A 24,984-nucleotide genomic window follows, 5' to 3' on the forward strand; every position below is an offset into this window, starting at 1 on the left:
CTTTTTTTTATGCTTTAAACCATCTTCTCAGGATTGGAATGCGTGTGAGGTTGTCCCAGTCGATCATTTTGATCAAGGTCATCAGGAAAAGGTAGAGAATAATTCCCAAGCCTGCGGCAAACATAAATTGGAGCCACATTTGATCGAAAATCGTTAAATGTCTGTAGGTATATAATACCGCTGCCGCCATAATGATCATGCCCATCCCGGTTTTCCAGAAGTCAAGTAAACGTACACGAAAGCGAAGCAGTCTGCTGACACTGAAGCCATGTAGGAGGGTAACGATAGCACTGTTAATACAGATGGCAATGACAGCTCCGTAGATACCGTACTGAGGCTGAGAAGCAAGCCATACAATCAGCACAATTTTGATAATGGCTCCGATAAAGGTGTTCAATAAGGCACTTCCAGGACGGTCTAACGCCTGAAGTGCTGCCTGAAGAGGGGCCTGAATGTACATAAAAAGTGCAAAGGGAGCCATGAGTTTAAGCATGCCCGCAATATCGCCATTATTGTAGAGCAGCAGACACAGCGGCTCTGCTAATACATACATAATTACGGCAAATGGGGCTCCTGCGACTAAAGCAAGTCGAAGCGATTGATGCAAACGTTTGTGAATGGCAGTAATATGCCCTTTCGCTGCTGCTTCGGATAACGAAGGCACAAGTGAAACAGCCAGCGAACTGGTAAGGGCCCCAGGTAGTAATAACACAGGAATAACCATGCCTTGCATGGCTCCATATTGTGCGGTTGCCACGCCAGTTGCAATGCCTGCTACAGCGAGGCTACGCATGCATAAGATAGATTCGAGCAAATAAGATAAGGAACCGACAAGCCTTCCAGCAGTAACGGGAACAGATATCGACATAAGACGTGACAAAACGGATGATTGCTCGGTATGAACCTTTGGGGGTAAAGGGGCCTTTGGTTGAAGAATGTGATCTTTTCGCTGGTTCCAAGCATATTGCCACAGCAGCACAACCATGCCAATGAATTCACCCGCCAAAGCACCGAGCATGGCACCTGCAGCAGCGTAGGCTACACCATGAGGAAGTAACAAGTAAGCAAACCAAATGACGCAAAAAATGCGCATGACGGTTTCCGCAATGGAGGAACTTGCGGAAGGAATCATATTTTGTTTTCCTTGAAAATAGCCCCTATAAGCTGAGGAAACAGCAACAATGACAATCATTGGGCTCATACTTACGAATGTATAATACACACGGCTGTCGGTCAGGAGATGGCTTGTGATCCAAGGTGCAAACACAAGACAGATTGCCATGGCGATCAGGCTGAGTGTAATGGTGAAGCGCAAGCTAGTGTGCAAAATACGCCGTGACATCTCGGGTTGCCCCGCTGTTTCAGCTTCAGCTACAAGCTTGGCTACCGCAAGAGGGATGCCCCCAGTAATAAGAGTCACTAGTACTATAAAAAAGGGATACCCCTGCTGGTACAAGCCGACTCCTTCGGGGCCGATGATACGCGGGAGTGCGATTCGGGGAATAAAACCCAGTAGCCGATTGATGATTCCCGCTGCCAATAAAATAATTGCTCCATGAATGAATGTCTGCTTTTTCAATCGCAACTCCCTCTTCCCCAAAATGAAATTCTGCGTCTATGTGTTTCCTTAGAAGATATGCTGGACCTGTCCATGTTCATGACAAGCTTTTCAGTTTAGAAACAAGGTGATCCAGACTACAAGAGGGAGAGTGGTGAATTCTGCTATTGACGAGCGAAATGAATGCATATATTGTTGATTTACGGCTATTTTTCGACGAAGAGAAGGGTTTTCCAAGATCAGGACAGAAATGTTCTATAAAGCAGTCAATAACCCCGCTATTTGCTGATCTGGGGAACCGATAGTCGCTGGGAGGAGGAACGACCATCGTGGGTATGGAAGAGCTGGATGAGCAGGATTGGGATGACGCAATTGAGATACTCTGTCAAAGTAAGGCAGACGAGCTGATTCTCGTAGGCTATGAACATGTCACCAGTAAGGACGTGTGGAATTGCGTCAGCCATAAATATGAAAAGGAGGGTATTCCTCCGCTGCACAAGCTCGTTAACGATATACTTTCCCTTAAAGCGACGAGCTTTATGAACTATTTGACGATGTCCGCATTACGGGGCTCCACTTTCGAATAGAAGGGGGTCTTTTTTTGCGTTCAAATTGACTGCTTTTTGAGGGGTAGCTATAATAGGAATATTGAGAATGAAAGGGGAACATGGGACGGAATGAAGAGAATTCTAAGTTTCATCGTGGTCGTGCTCATAACTACTGGTGTTATGGTCGGGACAAGCCCGGGCCTACTAAAAAGTTTAAAACTAGGCCTCGATTTAAAGGGAGGCTTTGAAATTTTATATGAAGCCCAGCCTTTGGAAGCCGGGCAACGTGTAACCAGCCAGTCTCTGATACAAACAGCACAAAGTCTGGAGAGACGTATTAATGCGCTTGGTACGACTGAGCCGGAAGTAACAACTGAGGGGAGCAATCGTATTCGTGTGCGGCTTGCTGGTGTCTCTAATGAGGCGGAAGTCCGCTCCATGCTGAAAAAACCCGCAGAGTTAACCTTCCGTAGTGCAACGGCAGCAGATGCTAAAAAGCCGGGTCAATACAGCAAAATTGAGCTCCGCGGTAATGATTTTGTGGAGAATGGTGCAGTGGTAGGCTATGATCAGCTGAACAAGCCTGAGATTAGTATCAAAGTAAAAGACAAAGCTAAATTTGCAGAAATCACAAAGCGACTTATGAATAAAGAGTTGGCTATTTTCCTGGATGATGAATTACTGTCTGCACCTACAGTGCGTAGTGAATTGACGGATGGCAGTGCTTCGATTACAGGTAACTACACACGTGATGAGGCGAACAAGCTAGCAGATACGATCAACCTGGGTGCTCTTCCGCTTAAACTGACGGAAAAATATTCTCAGAGTGTAGGGGCTACACTGGGTCAGTTGTCACTGGATCAGACGATCCGTGCCGGTTTGATCGGTTCGGTCATCATTCTGATCTTTATGATTGCAATGTTCCGTGTACCGGGACTGATAGCTAGCTTCTGTCTCATCGTTCATACCTGGCTGGTGCTTGCGATTTTTTATTTGGGCGGTTTCGTGCTCACACTTCCGGGTATCGCAGCCTTCGTGCTCGGGATCGGGATGGCGGTGGATGCCAATATCATTACGTATGAACGGATTAAAGAAGAAATCAAGTCAGGCAAAACGATTCGTTCTTCTGTCATTGCAGGCAGTAAGGCCTCGTTCCGTACTGTTATGGATGCCAATATTACGACAATTATAGCGGCAGCCGTCATGTTTGGTCTGGGTACAGGCTCCGTTCGAGGATTCGCTCTCGTGCTCATCGTTGATATTGTCGTGAGTATTTTGACAAATATCTTCTTCTCGCGCTTCTTGCTCAATCTGCTGGTTAAAGCAGATGCTGTGAAGAAGGCCAAGTATTTTGGTGTGAAGGAGAGTGATATCAGTGCGCTTTAATTGGGACTATAAATATGTCAAGATGAGCAAGTGGTTTTACACGTTCTCGATTATTATCACATTGCTTGGTATTTTGAGCTTATCGATATTTGGTTTGAATTACGGGGTTGATTTCCGTTCCGGTTCCAACGTGGATGTTAATTTGACTAAGACAGTTACACAAGAACAGATTCAAGCTTTGCTGAACAAGAACGGGATCGGCAAAGAGGTGGATTATACACCAGGTAAAGAGCGCTTCGGCATTCGTTTTTCACAGGTATTGACGGATCAGCAAGTGAATGAATTCAAAACCTCTTTTAACAAAGAGCTTGATCCGAAGGCATCATTTGAGGTCAATACGGTGGATACGGAAATGGCGCAAGAGCTGGAGCGAAATGCAATCTGGGCGATTTTGCTGGCCTCTGTGGCTATTGCTATCTACATTTCGATCCGGTTTGAATGGCGTTTTGCGGTTGCTGCAATTGTTTCGCTGCTGCATGATGCGTTTCTCGTCATTAGTATATTCTCGATTTTCCGGCTTGAGGTGGATTTGACCTTTATTACGGCTATTCTGACGATTGTCGGTTTCTCCATTAATGACACCGTCGTTATTTTTGACCGTATTCGGGAAAATCTGCGATTTGCAAAGAAAAAGTCCAGAACCGACTTGGAGCAAGTCGTCGATCACAGTATTGCACAGACAATGACGCGTTCACTCGCAACTGTGTTTACAGTGTTTATTGCCTCCGTCTGCCTATTCATTTTTGGCGGCGAGTCCATTCGGATGTTCTCGCTTGCGATGGTTATCGGTTTGCTGTTCGGTGCTTACTCTTCCATCTTCATTGCCAGCCCGCTGTGGGTAGCTTTGAAGGGAAAACAAAAGACGCCAACAACTGGTGGAGCAGCCAAAACTGCAAAGTCTTAAGTTACGCAAATACCAGTAGTATAAATTAAAGAGAAAGCCGCGTCTGCTTGGGCGCGGTTTTCTAAGGTTTTAAGATTTACCTTATGCTGTGGCTAATAGTAAAACACTTGATTGTAGAAGGTTTAGTTTTAAGAATTCGGTTATATTGGATTGGAGCTTTATCGGGAAATGGTTAGTTCAGGATTGAGGGGGAAACGTTGTGAATAGCGAACGCAGCCGATCATTAGAAACTGCGGCGTTGAGCGGGATTGTAGGTAATCTCGCGCTGGCTGTTCTAAAGGGAACCGTCGGTTATGCGGCAAACAGCAAGGCGTTGATGGGGGATGCACTGCACACGGCTGCGGATAGTGCTTCCCGTTTGCAGGAGATGCTGTTTTCCAAGGGTGGTACAGATCACGGAATGCTGGCGCGATTGCGGAACGGTGAAAAAGTTCGGACGGTCATATCTGTGGTGCTGGCTATTTTAGTGCTGATGAGCGGACTTCAGCTAGGTATTTCTGCCGTTCGTTCATTAAGCAGTTCGGAACCGCAGGCTCCCGGTCTGTATGCTTTAATTACCGTGTTAATTGCCCTGGTGTTGAGAGAAGCGTTATTTCAGTTTCAATATCGCTATTCGATTAAACATGGCCATAAAGCGGAAGCAGATCGGTACGCTAACCATGAACGGTACTCGCTGTATGCATCACTGATTGCATTGATCGGTATGATCGGTGCAATGACTGGCGAAGCAATGGAATGGCCTGCATTATTGTATCTTGATCCAACTGCAGCTTTGCTGGTAGCCTGTCTGGTGCTGCGTAAAGGGTATCTGATGGTGATGAATACCGCTTATCAGGCACCTGCACAGCCCTTGCGGGAGGAAGACTCCCAGCGCTTTATGGAGACGATTCAACGAGTATATGGTATTGTAACGGTTGAACACTTACATGCTCAGGAAACGGGCCATTTCATAACAGTGGATGTAACGATAAGTGTTAACCCGCGGATTACGGTGCAGGAAGCGCAGGAAATTGCCGATCGAGCCAAAAATTTACTGTTAGCCCGTTTTCCACAGGTGACTCATGTACAAATGCAGTTCATTTCTTACCAAGCCGGGTATCCTTATAAATCCAATCATGAACTGCCTGATAATGATGCGTCGTCCTTGCTTCAATAAGGCAGGCCGACTATGAAAGAAAGGTGAATAGGATTGCTTCATTCGCAGTACAGATGGAAGACCCCGGATGTTAACCTGGAAGCGGCTCAGCCGTTAACAGAAGAGCTGGGGATTTCACCATTGTTGTCCCGGCTTTTAGTGAACCGGGGCGTCACTACGGCCGGGGAAGCAAACCGCTTTTTGTACGGAAGTGTGGACGATGTACACGACCCATTTCTGCTTCTTGGCATGAAAGAGGCCGTGCCGAGAATTCGCCAGGCTCTGGAGCGCGGCGAGCATATATTAATCTATGGCGATTATGATGCGGACGGCGTATCCAGTACATCATTGATGATTCAGCTTATGCGTTTTCTGAAGGCATCTTATGATATTTACATCCCCCATCGTTCCAATGAGGGATATGGTCTGCACAATCATGCTTTGGACTGGGCACATCAGCAGGGAGTTACGCTGGTCATTACAGTGGATACGGGAATTAGTGCAGTAGAGCAAATTGCTTATGCGACTTCCTTAGGGATCGATGTGATTGTGACTGACCATCATGAACCGCCTGCTGTGCTTCCCGAGGCTTATACTTTGATCAATCCGAAGCTACCGGATTGTCCCTACCCATTTAAAGGTCTTGCAGGCGTTGGTGTTGCCCTGAAGCTAGCTCAGGCGCTGTTGAGTGAAGTACCCGAGGAATGGTTCGAAATCGCTGCTATTGGTACGGTAGCTGATTTGATGCCACTACATGGTGAGAATCGGACGATAGTACGTAGAGGGATTCAATCCATGAGAAACTCAGCATTTCCAGGCATTCGAGCGTTGCTTCATGTAGCGGGCGTGGAGATATCCACAGTGACTTCGGCCAACATCGCATTTGCATTGGCTCCGCGGATTAATGCGAGCGGGCGTCTAGATCATGCGGGTCGAGCGGTTTCTCTGCTGACGACAGAAAAAGAGGAGGAGGCAGACCAACTTGCGCATGCGCTGGATCTGCTCAATCGTGAGCGTCAACAAGTGGTCGAACGCATTGTGGAGCAAGCCGAGCAGCAATTAGCATCCAAACTAAATGGAAGCAAGCTTCCATCTGTTATTGTTCTGGCTGGTGAGGGCTGGAATGTTGGTGTCGTCGGAATTGTGGCATCCAAGCTATTGGATCGTTATTATCGTCCGACCATTATTCTGGGCATAGATACGGAGACAGGCATGTGCAAAGGCTCTGCTCGTTCTATTCCTGCATTGGATATTTACAGTGCTCTTACAGATTGTCATGAGCTTATGGAGCATTTTGGTGGACATCCTTCGGCAGCGGGGATGACGCTGTCCCGTGACCATCTGGAATTATTCGAAGAGCGGCTAAACCGCTATGCAGGTTCCATTCTGACACCGGACGATTTTATCCCTATAGCTGAGGCCGATATGGTCTGCCGTCTGGATGAGGTATCTTTACAAGTGGTTGAAGAACTGGAATTGCTCCAGCCTTTTGGGATGGGAAATCCTTCTCCACGATTCGTATTACAGGGACTTCAATTACGTGAAGCTCGTAAAATGGGACGTGAGAAAAACCATGTGAAGCTATTGCTGGAGCAGAACGGTTTATCGCTGGATGCGATTGCCTTCCGACGTGGCGATTTGGCTGATTTTTTACAGCAGCAAACGGACATAGATCTGTTGGGCGAATTATCAATTAACGAGTGGAACGGTAAACGTTCACTCCAGCTGATGATGCAGGATATTCGTGTACAGGCTCCGCAAATATTTGATTATCGTGGAGTATCGGACCCTCTTGCCGAACTGGAGCGAGGGCTGAGGATCTTCCATCCAAGCTTAGAGGAAAGAAAGAATAATGTTGCGGTGTTGATCCATCCGTCATCCAGGCTTCGGCCATCGAGCTCCGTGAGCGCTGAATCCTTATGGTTATACGATAAAGATGGCAGCGTTACTCCCAGTGAGGGTCAAAAAGATACACAGCACTTTGTGAAGTCGCTGTTCGTACTGGAGCCGCCAGATACACCCGAGCAGTTTCATGCCTTATGGTCTACCTTTGAGAATGTGGAGAATGTATTTCTTCTTCATTCGATCAGTGAGCGTGGCGGCCGGCTCGTAAGCCCCGATAGGGAGCTGTTTAAGCGTATTTACATTGTGCTTTCCCGAATGGGAACACAGCTAATTGACGAAAAGGCAATGCTACCTGCTCTTAGCCGGCAGTGCTCCTGTTCAGTACGCATGTTATCCAAAGTACTGGATATCTTCGAGGATCTTGAGTTTTTGACGCGTACAGATGGTCAATTTCGTTTTGTATCCAATCCGCCCAAGCGGGATTTAACTGCTTCTCCGCGCTATCAGGAATTGTATAATATGGCTGAGATGGAGCGGTACTTATTGGATGCAGACACCACCCAGATGACGAGTTGGATCATGTCGCTTATGAAGGGTGCGTCTTGAGATACTACCTTGCAGTTTTGTAAAATGTATATACTAATTAGAAGTTTACAGTAGGAGGAACTAAGTTGGACTACAAAGAATATATTCGGGTGATTTCCGATTTTCCACAACCAGGGATTAGTTTTAAGGACATTACGACCCTAATGAAAAATGGTGAACTGTATCGTAAGGCAATCAACGATATGAAGGAACTGGTATCTGATTTAAAAATTGATTTGATTGCAGGTCCGGAAGCACGTGGATTCGTTGTCGGTGCACCTCTGGCTTATGCGCTTGGTGTTGGTTTTATTCCCATCCGTAAGAGTGGTAAGTTGCCTGGAGAAACCATTGAGGAAGCATACGGTTTGGAATATGGTAAGGATACTCTGGCTATGCATAAGGATGCGATTGAGCCGGGGCAAAATGTTCTGATTGCTGATGATCTGCTTGCTACAGGTGGAACCATCGCTACATCCGTTAACTTGGTACGCCAACTTGGTGGCAATGTGGCAGGGGCTGCTTTTCTTATCGAGCTGTCTGATCTCAACGGACGGGCAAAGCTGCCTGACGTAGACGTATTCACCTTAATTAAGTATTAAGTATTTCAAAACCGGGGTTTCCCGGGAAATATTTATGTATGGTTTGCCTAAATAGTCCGATGGAACATCTCTTTTCTCTAAAGAGTTGCTCCATCGGACTATTTTGATTAGCAGTAATTATATTGAATTTCCTTATTGTCACGAATTACCACGGTTTTTATTGGAAAAAAGTTATAAAAAAATAAAATAAATGTCGATAAAGATTAAAAAAGAAATAGAGGTGGATATATATTGAGTATATTTCAATTTAAGAGTTTACAAGCACGAACATTTTCTACCTTGGTTCCGCTAGTACTTATAACACTGATTTTAATCAGTTTTTTGTCTTATTTTTTTGCCAAACAGAAGCTGGATACGGAAATAAGCCAAAATGCTGCTCATTCCTTGTCGAGGGTTAAAGCAGATATTGCAGCTAACGTAGATCGTCATGCTTTACTTGTTTCGATGCTGACTAAGAGTGCGGAACAAGTGGGAACAGAAATGAACATTGAAGATTATGGACGACTCTTTGAACAAGAGCTGACATTAAATGATATGACTTACGGGTTAGGGATTTATTTTGCTAAAGATGCGTATGATCCAGGAGTGACATACCGTTCAATATATGTGCATAGAGATGGCGAGCTAGTCAAGCAATCGACTGAATATGACGATCCACAATATGACTATTTAACGCAGCCTTGGTATACAGAAGCCGTGGAACGTGGTAAAGATATAAATTTCACAGAGCCATTTTACGATAGCAAGCTGAAAATCAATATGATTACTGCGGGGAAAGTATTTTACGACAGAGAGGGAAAACTGTTAGGTGTCATTACAGGCGACCTAAACATGACGAATATCCAAACGTATATTGAAAAAATGAAGTTTGGTACTCAAGGTAGTGCGATCTTGATGGATATGAACGGAGCTATTCTGTCATCCGGTCTCCCGTCCTTAAAATCAGGCGAGTCGTTAACAAAAACGATAAATGCGGAAGCAGCACAAGCTATTCAAAAAGGTACATCTGGACAAGTCTCCGTAGCTATTGATCAAGAGAATTATCGGGTAATGTATGAAGCGCTACCACAAACCGGATGGAAAATCGGCGTATTACTGCCAGAATCAGATTTGAATCGCTCTGCGAATGAAATGCTTAAACTGTTATTAATTGTTAGTGTTATAGGTATTTTGCTAATTATGGGAGCGTTATTAATTAACAATTCAGGTATGATCAAAGAGATTAAAAAAATTAGGCAGATGACCAACCGTATGGCTCTTGGGGATTATACCGTTGAACTACCCCATCATCGTAAAGATGAGTTTGGCCAAATGGCTGATGGGATCAATAAGGTGATTGTTGCAACCAGAGGAATGGCATTGCGCTTGAGCGAAGAGTCAGATGTGATCTCAGGCGTATCTTCAAAAATATCCCAAGAGATTTCTGGGGCTACTAAAGATGCGCAGCATAATGCAGGAGAACTGGCACAGGTGAAGGAGGGGGCCGAGCTTCAGTTGACCGCAGCAGCGGAAAGTGCGACTGCGATGGAAGAAATGGCTGTTGGCATACAGCGTATTGCTGAATCTATACAGCATGTATCCGAGGCTACCACTGAGATTGAACATAAAGCACAACAAGGGAATGAACGGTTGAACGTGGTCAGCCAAGGAATGCATAAAGCGAAAATGTCTATGGATGAGGCAGGCAGAGTAGTAAGCTCGTTAAATGAGCGATCCGCCCAAATTGGCAGCATTATTGGAATGATTCAGGAAATTAGTGGGCAGACCAAGTTGTTGTCGTTGAATGCTTCCATTGAAGCCGCACGTGCTGGGGAGCATGGCCAAGGGTTCGCTGTGGTGGCTTCTGAAATCGGCAAGCTGGCTGTTAACGTAAGCGAGTCTGCGGAGCAAATTACAAGTCGAATCCGAACCATGCAGGAAGAAACCAAATTAGCTTTGGAAGGAATGCAACAGGGGACTCTGGAGATGGATGAAGGAGTATCTATTTTACGTGAGGTGGAAGAACGTTTTATAGCGATGAATCAGGATATTCAGCAGGTGGCAATAGAGGTGCAGGAAGTTTCATCTGCCTCTGAAGAAATGTCGGCAGGCTCAGAAGAAGTTGCAGCTTCAATTGGTTATCTTGCAGACATTGCAAAAGCTTCAGCTGTACGTGCAGGGCAAGCCTCGGAACGCTCTGAACGGCAGCTAGAGGATCTGGAGGGTCTGGACAGCTCCGCCAAGTCGCTTACAGGTGTCTCTGATACGCTTAATCAGGTCGTATCCCGTTTTCGTGTGTGATATCTTCTTTTAAAATAAAAGCCGTGCTAAAAAGACGCCGTTCCATGTAAGAGGATACTTACACGCTTGTCTAGATAGTCTGAGCGTGTTGATCCATAACTAACATGGAGCGGCGTTTTAAAATTGAAAAACAGATATCAATCTGGTGTTTTTTCAGTTAAAGGTTCCTGCGTTTTATCGTTCGACCAGCCGAGCACATCAACCAGCTTGAAGAACAAACTCAGGATAATACCGATGATTGTCGCCAATGCCATACCTTTCAAGGTGACAGCACCCCAAGTGAGCGTAGTACCACTGATTCCCACAACAAGCACGATAGTAGCGAGCAGCATGTTGGTTGGCTTGGCGAAATCAACTTTTTGCTCAACGAAGATTCTAAGACCAGAGGCAGCGATCACACCGAATAATAGTAAGGATACGCCACCCATAACTGGAGATGGAATATTAGAAACAATCGCTGAGAACGTACCCGAGAAGGACAACAGGATGGCAATAACAGCCGCTCCGCCAATAACCCATACAGAGTACACTTTAGTTAATGCCATAACACCGATATTTTCACCATAAGTCGTATTAGGTGTAGAACCTACAAAACCGGAAATGACAGTAGAAATCCCGTTACCCAGCAGAGAGCGATGGAGACCAGGATCTTTGGACAGCTCACGTCCGACGATGTTGCTAGTCACAAGCAAGTGACCAATGTGCTCTACAATGACGACCAGAGCAACTGGAAGAATCGTTAGCATAGCCGAGGCATTAAAGGTTGGAGTAGTAATTGCGGGATGGGCGAACAAAGGAGCGTCCGCAATGGCCTGTGTATTGACCATGCCCATGAAATAAGCAATCACATAGCCCACCACGATACCGATTAGAATATGAATGATTTTGGCAAACCCGCGAAACAACACCGCACCCAGAACAGTAACACCGAGCGTAACGAGGGAAAGGGTGATCGTTTTGGGATCTGGCGTCCAGGCTTTAGTAAGATCGGCATTAATAATGCCTGCCATGCCTGCAGCAACCGGGACTAGTTCCAGACCAATTAAGGCTACGATCGATCCCATGACAGCCGGTGGAAAAACGATATCCAGCCAACGTGTCCCGGCATACTTGATTACCAGTGCGACGAGACAGAAAATAATACCTGTAGCGATGAAAGCACCCAGGGCCATTGCATAGCCACTGCTGCCAGGATTACTTTTAAGCACAAGACTGACGGGAGCGATAAAAGCGAAGCTGGAGCCGAGATAGGCAGGAATTTTGCCACGGCAGATCCATATGTACAACAATGTTCCGATACCGTTCATGAGCAAAATCATGCCGGGATCGACGCCGAAAATATTGGGCACCAGCACGGTGCTACCAAACATGGCAAACAAATGCTGTACGCTGAGCAGGATCCCAGGTCCTGCTGGAAGCTTTTCATTAACTTGAATTTCGCGTTGCAACGCAGTTCACTCCTTAGTTCTTTCAATTATTCTTATATACATTAATTACTTTTCGTAATTTTTTCAATATAATTCGTTTCATTTCGACAACAATTCTGATTTTACTTATCCATGTGTGACAAAATAATGCGACAGTGCCAAACCTGTAATAGTTGACGTGTGGCGTGCTAAGCGTCATAATTGTAGGAAATCACTTTTAAAAGGGAACCTTTGCGCGACATTGATCGGCGGGTTCCATTTTGCATAGAAAGGACACGGAATAGAGCAGAATGGGGATAGAGCAATTACTTAAAAAGGCCGGGGCCTATACCAGAGAAGCAGATCTTATCCGCATCAGGGACGCCTATGATTTTGCCGAGCAGGCCCATTCCGGCCAGACTCGTAAGTCCGGTGAACCTTATATTCTGCATCCGCTTGCGGTTGCTGATATCGTCGTTAATATGCAGATGGATACCATCTCCATTATCGCCGCTCTTTTACATGACGTTGTGGAGGATACAACGGTGTCTTTGGCGCAGATTCGCGAGCATTTTGGCGATACATGTGCGATGCTTGTCGATGGTCTGACGAAGCTGGAGCGTATCCAGTTCCGTTCCAAGGAAGAACAGCAGAACGAAAATTATCGAAAAATGTTTATTGCCATGGCGCAGGACATTCGTGTCATCGTCATTAAGCTGGCAGATCGTCTGCACAACATGCGTACTCTGAAATATCAATCGGAAGAAAGCCAGCGTCGAATCGCTTATGAAACGTTGGAAATTTTCTGTCCGGTTGCAAACCGATTGGGTATTTCAGCGATTAAATGGGAAATGGAAGACATTGCTTTGCGCTATCTGAATCCTCAGCAGTATTATCGCATCGCTAATTTGATGCATAAGAAGCGGGCAGAGCGCGAGCAATTTATTGATAATGTCATACAGCGTATCAGAGAGAAGCTTGAAGAGATGGGTATTCAGGCTGATTTGTCTGGACGTCCTAAACATATTTACAGTGTGTTTAAAAAGATGACGACGAAAAACAAGCAATTCAATGAAATATACGATTTGCTAGCAATTCGAATTATTGTGGATAACATTAAAGATTGTTATGCCACACTGGGGATTATCCATACGTTGTGGAAACCGATGCCAGGGCGGTTTAAGGATTATATCGCCATGCCTAAGGCTAATATGTATCAGTCCCTCCATACGACCGTAGTAGGTCCTAATGGAGAGCCTACAGAAGTACAAATTCGCACAGTGGATATGCATCGCACTGCTGAATTCGGGATTGCCGCCCATTGGGCCTATAAAGAAAACAACGGGGCAAATAACACAAACTTTGAGGACAAAATCACCTTTTTCCGAGAAATTCTGGAGTTGCAAAACGAGGCGAAGGATGCTTCGGAATTTGTGGAATCACTCAAAATGGACTTTTTCTCAGACCTTGTGTTTGTCTTTACACCTAAGGGAGAAGTCATTGAGTTGCCGGCTGGATCGGTTCCGCTGGACTTTGCTTTCCGTATCCATACCGAAGTTGGAAATCGAACGATTGGCTCTAAGGTTAATGGAAGAATTGTTCCTTTGGATTATCGTCTAAAAACTGGCGATATCGTGGAAATTATGACGTCCAAGCACTCTTATGGACCTAGTCAGGACTGGCTTAAAATTGCTCAGTCCTCTCACGCGCGCAGTAAAATCAAGCAGTGGTTCAAGAAAGAAAAGCGTGAGGAAAATGTAGAAAAAGGCCGCGAAAGCCTGGAACGTGAGCTAAGAAAGCGTGATATTGAGCCATCCGTGTGGATGAGCGAGGACAAACTTCAGGATGTGGCACAAAAGTTCTCTTTTAATGATTCTGAAGATATGCTGTCTGCGATTGGCTTTGGCGGTATAACCGCAGCGCAGGTTTGTACACGTCTGACAGAGAAGCTGCGCAAGGAACAAGAAGAGGCACGGCTAATTGAACTGACGACCGAGGTCAAGGAGTACAAACCGCAGGGCGAACGGAAAAAAACACCGACCAACGGTGTCAGCGTCAGAGGCGTCGACAATTTGCTCGTTCGCTTTGCACGATGTTGTAATCCCGTACCGGGTGATGACATCATCGGCTACGTAACACGCGGGCGCGGCGTATCTGTGCACCGTACCGATTGCCCGAATATTCCTTCGGGTGTGGGCGAAGATCAGGCGCGCGTGATTGAAGTTGAGTGGGAAGAAGCAGCCGAGGTCAATTATAGCGTCGATATTGAGATTACAGGACATGACCGCAATGGTTTGCTGAACGAGGTGCTCCAGGCCATTTCTGAGAACAAAACTAGCTTCTCGGCCGTGACAGGACGTACAGATAAAAATAAAATGGCAATGATTCACATTACAATTCTTATTCGTAACACGGATCATTTGCATTCTGTTGTCGAACGGATCAAACGGGTGAAGGATGTATACACCGTGCATCGGATTATGCAATAAATTTGTTAGGTGTACACATAGGTTTGTATAGCCTTTGTAATACATCTTGGGCACAAGGATCATAGATGGCTGTAAGAGCCGTGATACGGCTGTGAGCAACTTTTAAGGGAAAAGTAAAGGAGTAGCGGATAGGCGATGAAGATCATTATTCAGCGCTGTAAAGACGCTCAGGTAACGGTGAATCAAAAGGTGGTCGGCAAAATCGGAACTGGATTAATGCTGCTGGTTGGTATTGGTCAGGGAGATACGGCAGCCGATGCCGTTTATTTGGCGGATAAAACAGCGGGATTGCGTATATTTGAAGATGCTGAAGGCAGAATGAACGACAGTGTTCTAGATGTCGGCGGTGCCATTCTGTCTGTCTCCCAATTTACGCTGTATGGTGACTGCCGTAAAGGAAGAAGGCCCAACTTTATGGGAGCGGCCAAACCTCAGGAAGCGGAGAAACTGTATGATTTCTTCAACAGTCAGCTTCGAGCCAAGGGCCTGGAGGTCGAGACCGGAATTTTTGGAGCTATGATGGATGTTTCCTTGACCAACTGGGGTCCAGTGACGTTGATTTTGGATAGCGAGCGTTCTTAGGTATCCATTCTTGGTATGATCTGAGAACTTGAGCAGAAGAGAATAAAATAGCCGTTTAGAGGGACCCTAATGTCATCCCGGTTGGTGAGTAGCCATCTGGAAAGCCTTAAGGGTGACAGGAGAGACGAAACTATGCGTCAGACCCCAAAAATGGACGGATATCGAAGCGCGGTGTTGCTTTATCCTGGGAGTATGCGAGAGGCAATCAGCCTTACCCGTAATGCAGATGCGTTATTACAGCATGTTGCTACAACTATGGACAAGCCAGGACGCGGTGCCCTGCCACGAAGGTAACAACGGGAATTCAATGGTAAATGCAGCATTAACGACGTGTTGCCTAAAGCGGCTATTAAGAGATCTAAAATAATTATGTAGCAGTAAATCAGTGAGGAGCCAATGGCTCCTTTTTCTTTTTCACTTCTGAAAATTGTTATAAACACAGATCGAGCGGGTAATAACAAAGCGTGATAGACAAACAACCCTAACTTTAAACTCGCTCTGAGGATAACCGGAAAGGAGATCTGAACGATAATGAGTAAAATTGCATTTTTGTTGGCTGACCAATTTGAGGATTCTGAAATGAAGGTCCCCTATGATGAGCTGAAAAAGGCTGGACATGAGGCAGATATTATTGGACTGAAGCAAGGTGAAAAAGTGAACGGTAAGCAAGGAAAAGCAAGCTACACTATTGAAAAAGCCATTGCAGATGTGAAATCAAGTGACTATGATGCAGTTGTTATTCCTGGTGGATCATCTCCGGAAAATCTGCGTTTGGATGCAAATGTTCTGAAGTTTGTAACTGAAATGAATGAGTCCAAAAAAACGATTGGCGCTATCTGCCACGGGCCGCAGATTTTAGCTAGTGCCGATTTGCTACAAGGTCGGACGATTACAGCTTATCCTCCATTGAAAGATGACTTGATTAACGCAGGTGCTCATTTCGAGGATCGAGAGGCGGTCGTGGACGGTAACTTTATTACGTCTCGAACCCCTAAGGATGAGCCTGCTTTTGTGCGTGAGTTGTTAAAGGCATTGTAATTTAACCGTGAATGCTTCCGTAAATTTATGCCAGTACAATTCCCATACGAGGAGGATTTGATATGGCTAAACAGATTCAGGCTTATTTTCGCACGGAAGATGAAGCTGAGGGCGCCAGAGCTTCGCTTCAGGCTTATAGAACTGAACATTTGGAAGTAGGTGCTCTGGATGAGGCGCTCGGTCGCGAGACGAGGGTTTTAATTCCATTGGTCCCCTATAACAATACTGGCTCTGTGAGCACAGGAGGTTCTGCTGGTGCGGCAATTCCAGCCGCAGGGGCTTATGGCGAAAATATTCTACCAGATGCAAAGAATGACGAGGTTAACTATGGCGCAGCCCAAAGGGATCTGAATGAGGATCGGAGCGGAACAACGAATCATGACGGAGGTTTGCTCCGTGCGACAGATGTGTATATTAACGGTGATCATGATGAATTACGGTATGTATTGTCCGCCAAGGTAAATGATGCCGATTATGATGAGATCATTTATAAGCTCCGTTCCAATCGTGCATATGTGGCGCAGTTGGATTAAAAAGGAAGCGAGTGTCACAAGATTGTCGATACACGAGGAAATTAGTCACACTAGAGTGGCTGTAATACAATTGTAATATTCGAAACATCATTCCTTAATATTCGTTGTTTATAATAACAGCATGACCCCCTTTTGATATATCTTTTAGACCTGCGGACCGTTTCCGCAGGTTATTTTCTTTTTATAAGACTTATTTGTCTGATTCTAGGGGGAATGTCTTGACTTTGTCGAAGCAGTTCATTAAAATCATAAAATAATGAAAAATGATTTGATGACGGGACCAAGTACTCCGAACCCACAAGCGCAGAGAGGAATTTCCAGGCTGTAAAAATTCCCTTGATGAGCGGACGAATGACCTCCCCGAGAACAGGCGGCGAACAATGAGGAAACTTTGCTGAGTAATGCATGGCATATGCCAAACACAGCAGACCATCCTGCATAATAGCCGTACTGCGCGTTACGGGCGTTATACGTATGAGCGGAGTCAGTGCAATGCTGACGGACACTGAGTCATTTTTATGACAGTGGTCTGGGTAAACTCCGGAATGTGGGTGGTACCACGGGTGATTTGTAAACGACAATCCCTCGTCCCTGTTAATAATAACAGGGCGAGGGATTTTTTGTTTTATATTGAAAGTGGAGTAAGTAGAGAGCGCACAAATAAGAAATATAATGACGGGGGGATACGTTAATGGCCTTTCAAAAACCGACGGGAACACAGGATTTGCTGCCAGGCAGTGTAGAAAAGTGGCAAGTGGTCGAGGAAAAAGCCCGCGAAATTAGCCGCCGCTTTAATTATCGTGAGATCCGTACACCGATGTTTGAACAGACGAATTTGTTCATTCGGGGTGTGGGTGAAACGACCGATGTGGTGGAAAAGGAAATGTATACTTTTGAGGATAAAGGCAAACGGAGCATGACGCTGCGTCCGGAAGGAACGGCAGGGGTTGTCCGCTCTTATGTGGAGAACAAACTGTACGGTGAGCCGGATGTGACCAAGCTGTTTTATATTGGTCCGATGTTCCGGTATGAGCGTCCACAGGCTGGGCGTCAGCGCCAGTTTCACCAATTTGGCATTGAAGCATTCGGGGCGATGGACCCGGCGCTGGATGCAGAAGTTATTGCTTTCGGGTACCAGTTCTGCCGTGAGCTGGGCTTGAAAGGTGTTCAGGTAGAAATTAACTCTGTCGGTAATGCTGCCAGCCGTGCTGCTTATCGGCAGCATTTGGTGGACTTCCTGATGCCCATCAAGGATACGTTGACCAAGGAAAGCCAAGCACGCATCGAGCGTAATCCGCTGCGAGTGCTGGATAGCAAAGATGATCAGGACAAATTTGGCGGGGCACCTTCCATTCTGGATAGTTTGGATGAGGAATCCCGCACGCACTTTGAGAAAGTAAAGCAAAATTTGGATGCGATGGGCGTGGAATATACAGTGAACCCACGCTTGGTACGGGGGCTGGATTATTATACGCTGACAGCATTCGAATTCAAAGCCGAAGGAATTGGGGCTATTGACACGATTGGTGGAGGCGGCCGCTACAACGGATTGGTTGGAGATCTGGGCGGACCCGATCAGCCGGGGATTGGTTTTGGTATCGGGCTGGAGCGAATTCAGCTGATCTTGGAGCATCAGGGTGTCAACTTGAACGAAGCCAAGCCGCTAGATATCTATATGGTGGCGTTGGGTGAGGCAGCAGAAACGGAAGTAACCAAGCAACTGTTCAAGTTGCGGCAAGCTGGATTTTCCGCAGAGCGAGATTATCTGGGACGTAAAATGAAGGCGCAGATGAAATCGGCAGATCGCTTTAAAGCAAGATATACAGCGATTCTGGGTGATGATGAGCTCGTTAAAGGTGAAATTGCGCTGAAAAACATGGAAACCGGTGAGCAGCGTACCGTCAAGCTGGATCAGCTGGTGGAAGAACTAGGTTAAATAGCAGGATGTAACATCAGTCAGGGGGAGCTTCCCTCTGGCTGTCATATAGCATTAACTACTAACATAAACAGGAGTGTGTATTATGAAAAGGAGTCATCAATGCGGCGCATTGACTCATGCGCATATCGGAGAAACAGTTACATTGAACGGTTGGGTACAGACCCGTCGTGATTTGGGGGGCGTACTTTTTATAGACCTGCGTGACCGTAGTGGAATTGTACAAATCGTGTTTAATCCGGCCTATTCCGGTGAAGCACTGCAAATTGCAGACCGTGTCCGCAGTGAATATGTGCTTGAGGTGACTGGCACTGTTGTCAAACGTGATGCAGAAACAATCAATACGAACCTGCCTACAGGTGAAATTGAAGTACGTGTTACTGAAATCGAAGTATTGAATGCATCCAAAACACCTCCATTCTTCATTGAAGATGGCGTAGAAGTAGACGAGTCGCTGCGTTTGAAATACCGTTATCTGGACCTGCGTCGTCCGGAAATGCATCAGACATTGAAACTGCGTTCCAAAGCAGCAAAAGTATTCCGCGACTTCCTCGACGGTGAAGATTTCATTGAAGTGGAAACACCGATTTTGACGAAAAGCTCCCCAGAGGGCGCACGTGATTATCTGGTCCCTAGCCGAGTACACGAAGGCGAATTCTTTGCCTTGCCACAATCGCCACAATTGTACAAGCAATTGCTGATGGTGGGCGGCCTGGAGCGCTACTACCAAGTTGCACGTTGTTTCCGTGATGAAGATTTGCGTGCTGACCGCCAGCCTGAATTTACGCAGATCGACATTGAGACTTCCTTCATGCAACAGGATGACTTGCTGCCTATGATGGAGCGTCTTATGGTGAAATTGTTCAAAGAAACAGTTGGGGTAGAACTGGAAACACCGTTCCAACGAATTACACATGCAGAGGCAATGGACAAGTATGGTTCTGACAAGCCTGACCTGCGTTTTGGTCTTGAGCTGGTAAATGTTAATGATATCGTGGCAACCAGTGGTGTGAAAGTATTTGCTTCCGTCATTGAAAAGGGTGGCGAAGTTAAAGTCCTTAATGCCAAAGGATGTGGCACGTGGAGCCGTAAGGACATTGATGACCTGGGTCCTTTCGCAGCGCGTTATGGAGCAAAGGGCTTGGCTTGGATCCAAGTGAAAGAAGGCGAATTCAAGGGGCCTATCGTTAAATTCTTCACACCAGAAGAAATCGAAGCCTTGAAAGAACGTACGGGAGCCGAAGAAGGCGATCTGTTGCTGTTCTCTGCGGATAATAAAAAAGTAGTTGCTGATGTTTTAGGCGCGCTTCGTCTGAAAATTGGCCGTCATTTGGGGCTCATCGATGATAAGAAATTCAAATTTGCCTGGGTCGTAGACTTCCCGCTTCTGGGCTATGACGAAGAACAAAAACGTTATGTAGCGGAGCACCATCCGTTCACTCGTCCGAAGGAAGAAGACCTGGCCCTCTTGGACACAGATCCAGGTCAAGTTCGTGCTCAGGCCTACGATATCGTGCTGAACGGCTACGAAGTGGGTGGTGGCTCGATGCGTATTTTCAAACGTGAAGTTCAGGAAAAAATGTTCAAAGCGCTCAACCTGCCGCCTGAAGAAGTGAAGGATAAATTCGGTTACCTGCTGGATGCATTTGAATATGGTACGCCTCCACATGGTGGTATTGCCTTCGGTTTTGACCGTCTTGTCATGCTGCTTGCAGGTCGTACAAATCTGCGTGAAACTATTGCATTTCCGAAAACAGCCAGCGCGACAGACCTGCTTATGGATGCACCAGCCGAAGTAGATCAAGCTCAATTGGATCAGCTTCATATTCGTCTTGCTCCGAAGCCTGTTGCTCCTAAAGCTTAAGACAAACGTTGGATTTTGCAAATTGCCATCTGTTGGTATGTAAATAGATTATAGAATGCCGTGAACCCGTTACCCTTTTATGGATAATGGGTTCGTGGTTTGTATGCTGGAGTTCCAGCATAGAGTTTAAACCAGTGAGGGAGGATTACCATATGCTGCATCAATTTTCACGCACGGAACTGGCCATCGGGACGGAAGGTCTGGAGGTTATGAAAAATAGCACGGTAGCTGTATTGGGTATCGGCGGTGTCGGTTCGATTGCAGTGGAAGCGCTGGCGCGAACGGGTGTTGGACGCATTATTTTGATTGATAAGGATGTCGTAGATATTACCAATATTAATCGCCAAATTCATGCGCTGACGACAACAGTAGGTCAAAAAAAGGCGGATCTGATGGTAGAGCGTGTGAAGCTGATTAATCCTGAATGTGAAGCAATTGCACTGAACATGTTCTATACAGAAGAAACATATGAGGAGCTATTCAAGTACGATCTGGATTATGTGCTGGATGCTTCAGATACGATTATTTACAAAGTTCATTTGATTAAAGAATGCTTGAAGCGGGGAATTCCGATGATCTCCAGTATGGGCGCTGCGAATAAAATGGACCCAAGTCGTTTTCAAGTAGCTGATATTTCCAAGACAAGAATGGACCCGATTGCCCGTGTCATCCGCACCAAGCTGCGCAAGGAAGGCATTACCAAAGGCGTCAAGGTTGTATTCTCTGATGAGGAGCCAATGAAGCCGCGCGAAGAAATTACCAAAAAAATTGTACCTGCCAACGCACCTGAAATCCGGAAGGCGAAACAGCCGCCTGCAAGCAATGCTTTTGTACCTCCGGTAGCAGGCTTGATCATGGTGAGTGTGGCTGTGAAGGATCTGTTAGAGCACGCTGGTGTGTAAGCTGAAAAAGTAGCATGACAGTACATTTATAGATTACAGTAGTATGTATTCACTTTTAAGACCTGTAGTTCTGTGCACCACTTCTTGGTGTCACAGTAGGCTACAGCTCTTTTTGTTTTGAAAAAACGCAGCTTACTGCAAACAGATTGAACAACTTGCTGGAGGGTTTTGGTATGAAGGATGGGCTATGGTCCAGAAGTCTCGGTTTCAAGCCCGAGCATCATTGGAAAAAGGAATTAGCCGCGGGTGCCATTTCTTATTTTTCCGTTGTATACATTATTATGGTTAATGCAACTATCTTGGCAGATGCGGGCATTCCTCTTCAAGGGGCAATGCTCGGGACGCTGCTGACATCGATGATCGGCTGTCTACTGATGGCTTTTGGCGGAAAGTCTCCCATGGTCGTTGTACCAGGGATGGGGATTAACGCCTTTTTCACTTACACGCTCGTACATTCCATGAAGCTGAGCTGGCAGGAAGCGTTGATGGTAGTTGCCGTCACAGGGGTGATATTCGCCATTGTGGCATTTACATCATTGTACAAGCTGATAAGCCAGGCGATTCCCCACAATTTGCAACATGGAATTACGGTGGGCATTGGTTTGTTTTTAACCTTTATCGGCTTGCAAAAAAGCGGGATCGTGATTGCACATCAAACGACTTTTGTGGCTATTGGTCATTTTAATGATCCTAAGGTGATTACAGCCTGTGTAACATTACTGCTCGCTATTGTATTATTTGTGCGTAACGTTCAGGGAGGTTTGCTGATCAGCATTTTAGCAGGAACTGGGCTTGCATACGTACTGGGGGCTGTAGAGCCGGCAAGCACGGTGCGAACCTCTGAAACAGTACGACAGTACGGGCAATTGTTTGGAGAACTTTCTTTTTCAGGCATCGTCTCGGTAGCCTTCTGGATCGCTGTTTTTTTGCTGTTACTGATCGTGCTGTTCGAGAATGTTGGAATGATTACTGCACAGACCAACATGATTGGAAGACCGGATTCTTTTAAGAATAGCTTGCGTGTGTTGGCTGTGACCAATATTTTTGCTGGTATTCTGGGCAGCAGTCCCGCAGTAGCCGCTGCGGAATCGACGGCTGGTATCGCCGCAGGGGGACGTTCGGGAATGACACCGCTGGTAACAGCAATTTTATTCGGAGCGACATTTTTCTTTATTCCACTGTTGGCTTATATTCCTGACAGTGCCATTGCGCCTGTATTGATCATTATCGGGGGCCTAATGGTGCAAAATGTGCGAGAGATGGATTTCAGTGATTTTACCGAATCGTTTCCTGCGTTTCTGATCATGGTGATGATGCCCTTTACTTACAGTATTGTAGATGGGATGGCATTTGGTTTTATTGCATACCCCGTAGCCAAGCTGGCAGCAGGACGGGGCAAGGAAGTGCCTGTCGCATTATATATCATTTCTGTACTGTTTGTGGCTAACTTTGTGCTTCATTCTCTGGTGTAGTAAACTCGAAGATAGGTTGTACTGTACATACCCGCGCAGAGCGCGGGTGTTGTTGTTTGAACAAGAAATGGTCAGACAGGAAGCGAGGTTGATGGTTTATGGAAAAAGAACATCATGGGCGACAAGATGAGCAGGAGGATCGGACGAAGGAAAAGCCGGGGAAAAGGCCGGATAAGGCTGGTATGGGTCGGTTTATCAAACTGATTGCGAGTGCACATCCGCCCAAGGCCATTCTGATCATTGCCCTGATTCTGACCCTGATTCAGACGATTGCTGGTTTAATCGTACCGATGATGACCAAAGGGTTAATTGATGGCTTAACCTTTTCTTCACTGAATCGTATGGTCATTATTGGTCTGCTTGGCGCTTTTGTGCTTCAAGCGGTAGCTTCGGCGGTTTCGATCTATATGTTGAACTATGCCGGGCATAAGATTGTGGCTAATATGCGCAAACGTTTATGGCATAAAATCTTATCTCTACCTATCCCTTACTTTGATCGAAATCGGTCAGGAGATACGATGAGTCGAGTCACCAATGATACAAGCCTGATTATGAACTTAATTACCGAGTATCTAGTTAATCTGATCTCTAATGTAATTGCAATTATTGGTGGTATTGCGTTGTTATTTTATCTGGATTGGGTGATGACGCTCATTATTATGACCATTGTTCCGCTAACAGCCCTGATTTTATTTCCGGTAGGCAGAAAAATGTATCGTATCTCCAAAAAACAGCAGGATGAGATGGCAGATCTGACCTCAGTACTGAGTCAGGTTATCGGCGAAATCAGGCTGGTCAAGGCCTACGGAACGGAAAGCAGAGAGGCACAGGCCGGGGAGGATCGCATTTACCGTATGTTCCGCTTCGGGTTGCAGGAGTCACGTATATTGGCCCTTGTAGGTCCTATTTCTACCTTTTTGCTAACTGCGGTGCTGGTTATTATATTGGGTGTTGGTGGTGTTCGCGTCGCATCGGGTGTACTGACTGCGGGAGATTTGGTGGCTTTTATTTTGCTACTATTTCAGGTGATTACACCGATGGCCCAATTCACGACCTTGTATTCACGTCTGCAAAAGGTGGTTGGAGCCACTGAACGGATTCAGACTATTTTAGATCATGAAGAGGAACCACTTGGATTGAAGCAGGAAGCGGCAAAAGAGAGCAGAGATATTGTATTTCGTGATGTTGCTTTTTCCTATACCGAAGGTGAGGAGGTTCTTCATCATGCAAACCTGGTCATACCGGCTAACCGGACGACAGCATTCGTGGGGCCGAGCGGAAGTGGGAAGTCCACCTTGTTTTCATTGTTGGAACGCTTTTATGTGCCAGATACAGGGGAAATTCGTTACGGAGACGAATCGATATCTTCATATACACTTTCCTCCTGGCGCTCCAAAATTGGTTATGTATCACAGGAAAGCTCAATGATGACCGGAACGGTCAGAGATAATATAACGTATGGTTTAGGGCGCGAAGCTGATTTGGAAGAAGTGAGACGAGCTGCCATGATGGCGTATGCGGATACATTTATTATGGATCTACCTCAAGGCTATGATACGGAGGTAGGGGAGCGGGGAATGAAGCTCTCCGGCGGGCAACGTCAACGGATCGCCATTGCGCGTGCGCTTCTTCGCAGCCCTGACATCCTCATGCTGGATGAGGCTACTTCTAGCCTAGACAGCTCATCCGAGCATGAGGTGCAGAAGGCCTTAGCGAACTTGATGGAAGGACGCACAACGATTGTCATTGCACACCGATTGTCTACAGTAGTCCACTCCGATCAAATTATTGTGTTGGACAAGGGCAATGTAACTGGTGCAGGGACCCATACCGAGTTATTAGAGACCCATCAGGTGTACCGCGAGCTGGCTCAAAAGCAGTTTGTGGAGATGGGAGAAAAGCTCCATACTTTGTGAAAGGGC

The 24,984-nt window shown here is 46.1% G+C and carries 19 protein-coding genes; 17 read left to right on the top strand and 2 right to left on the bottom strand.

What is annotated here, in order from left to right; genetic code table 11:
- Window positions 1-7: 7 nt before the first annotated feature.
- The gene (gene spoVB / locus ACXHJ2_RS04365) at window positions 8-1,579 is read right to left on the bottom strand and encodes a stage V sporulation protein B (RefSeq protein ID WP_165083044.1); all 1,572 of its coding nucleotides are present in this window, start codon (window positions 1,577-1,579) and stop codon (window positions 8-10) included.
- Between the two features lie 308 nt (window positions 1,580-1,887).
- Between spoVB and ACXHJ2_RS04370 the strand changes: the two genes are divergently transcribed.
- From ACXHJ2_RS04370 to ACXHJ2_RS04400, 7 genes are all read left to right on the top strand, one after another.
- A complete protein-coding gene (locus ACXHJ2_RS04370; RefSeq protein ID WP_013372642.1) occupies window positions 1,888-2,145 on the top strand; it encodes a post-transcriptional regulator in 258 nt (85 codons plus the stop codon).
- 90 nt (window positions 2,146-2,235) lie between these two features.
- On the top strand, window positions 2,236-3,492 hold the full coding sequence (gene secD / locus ACXHJ2_RS04375) for a protein translocase subunit SecD (protein WP_165083046.1): 1,257 nt from the start codon (window positions 2,236-2,238) through the stop codon (window positions 3,490-3,492).
- On the top strand, window positions 3,482-4,396 hold the full coding sequence (secF, locus tag ACXHJ2_RS04380; RefSeq protein WP_016819133.1) for a protein translocase subunit SecF: 915 nt from the start codon (window positions 3,482-3,484) through the stop codon (window positions 4,394-4,396). The genes secD and secF overlap by 11 nt, the downstream gene beginning before the upstream one ends.
- 199 nt (window positions 4,397-4,595) lie before the next feature.
- Window positions 4,596-5,552: a cation diffusion facilitator family transporter gene (locus ACXHJ2_RS04385; RefSeq protein WP_013372639.1), complete on the top strand. Its 957-nt coding sequence runs from the start codon at window positions 4,596-4,598 to the stop codon at window positions 5,550-5,552.
- 33 nt (window positions 5,553-5,585) lie between these two features.
- Entirely contained in the window at window positions 5,586-7,982 is a 2,397-nt protein-coding gene (recJ, locus tag ACXHJ2_RS04390) for a single-stranded-DNA-specific exonuclease RecJ (RefSeq protein ID WP_165083048.1), read from the top strand.
- A gap of 65 nt (window positions 7,983-8,047) precedes the next feature.
- A complete protein-coding gene (locus ACXHJ2_RS04395; protein WP_013372637.1) occupies window positions 8,048-8,560 on the top strand; it encodes an adenine phosphoribosyltransferase in 513 nt (170 codons plus the stop codon).
- A 231-nt stretch (window positions 8,561-8,791) separates the two neighbouring features.
- Window positions 8,792-10,840, top strand: a complete 2,049-nt coding sequence (locus tag ACXHJ2_RS04400; protein ID WP_165083050.1) for a methyl-accepting chemotaxis protein — start codon at window positions 8,792-8,794, stop codon at window positions 10,838-10,840.
- A gap of 137 nt (window positions 10,841-10,977) precedes the next feature.
- Here the strand turns inward: ACXHJ2_RS04400 and uraA are convergent, their stop codons facing one another.
- The gene (uraA, locus tag ACXHJ2_RS04405; protein ID WP_165083052.1) at window positions 10,978-12,288 is read right to left on the bottom strand and encodes a uracil permease; all 1,311 of its coding nucleotides are present in this window, start codon (window positions 12,286-12,288) and stop codon (window positions 10,978-10,980) included.
- Between the two features lie 269 nt (window positions 12,289-12,557).
- Between uraA and ACXHJ2_RS04410 the strand changes: the two genes are divergently transcribed.
- The 10 genes from ACXHJ2_RS04410 to ACXHJ2_RS04455 all read left to right on the top strand — a co-directional run bounded on the left by ACXHJ2_RS04410 (window position 12,558) and on the right by ACXHJ2_RS04455 (window position 24,978).
- Window positions 12,558-14,735 (top strand): RelA/SpoT family protein, encoded by a 2,178-nt coding sequence (locus ACXHJ2_RS04410; RefSeq protein WP_013372634.1) that lies wholly within the window; start codon window positions 12,558-12,560, stop codon window positions 14,733-14,735.
- 135 nt (window positions 14,736-14,870) lie between these two features.
- Entirely contained in the window at window positions 14,871-15,317 is a 447-nt protein-coding gene (gene dtd, locus ACXHJ2_RS04415) for a D-aminoacyl-tRNA deacylase (protein ID WP_165083054.1), read from the top strand.
- A gap of 132 nt (window positions 15,318-15,449) precedes the next feature.
- Complete coding sequence (locus ACXHJ2_RS04420) at window positions 15,450-15,611, top strand: hypothetical protein (RefSeq protein WP_165083056.1); 162 nt, start codon at window positions 15,450-15,452, stop codon at window positions 15,609-15,611.
- Between the two features lie 237 nt (window positions 15,612-15,848).
- Window positions 15,849-16,355 (top strand): type 1 glutamine amidotransferase domain-containing protein, encoded by a 507-nt coding sequence (locus ACXHJ2_RS04425; protein ID WP_013372630.1) that lies wholly within the window; start codon window positions 15,849-15,851, stop codon window positions 16,353-16,355.
- A gap of 62 nt (window positions 16,356-16,417) precedes the next feature.
- Window positions 16,418-16,888, top strand: coding sequence for a hypothetical protein (locus tag ACXHJ2_RS04430; protein ID WP_165083058.1), 471 nt, complete (start codon window positions 16,418-16,420; stop codon window positions 16,886-16,888).
- A 691-nt stretch (window positions 16,889-17,579) separates the two neighbouring features.
- Window positions 17,580-18,824, top strand: coding sequence for a histidine--tRNA ligase (gene hisS, locus ACXHJ2_RS04435; RefSeq protein ID WP_165083060.1), 1,245 nt, complete (start codon window positions 17,580-17,582; stop codon window positions 18,822-18,824).
- Between the two features lie 85 nt (window positions 18,825-18,909).
- Entirely contained in the window at window positions 18,910-20,688 is a 1,779-nt protein-coding gene (aspS, locus tag ACXHJ2_RS04440; protein ID WP_165083062.1) for an aspartate--tRNA ligase, read from the top strand.
- Window positions 20,689-20,840: 152 nt separating this feature from the next.
- A complete protein-coding gene (locus ACXHJ2_RS04445; RefSeq protein WP_016819123.1) occupies window positions 20,841-21,590 on the top strand; it encodes a tRNA threonylcarbamoyladenosine dehydratase in 750 nt (249 codons plus the stop codon).
- 173 nt (window positions 21,591-21,763) lie between these two features.
- Complete coding sequence (locus tag ACXHJ2_RS04450; protein ID WP_013372625.1) at window positions 21,764-23,062, top strand: NCS2 family permease; 1,299 nt, start codon at window positions 21,764-21,766, stop codon at window positions 23,060-23,062.
- 98 nt (window positions 23,063-23,160) lie between these two features.
- Entirely contained in the window at window positions 23,161-24,978 is a 1,818-nt protein-coding gene (locus ACXHJ2_RS04455) for an ABC transporter ATP-binding protein (RefSeq protein WP_165083064.1), read from the top strand.
- Window positions 24,979-24,984 lie beyond the last annotated feature (6 nt).

The organism is Paenibacillus sp. ALE3 (assembly GCF_054113405.1).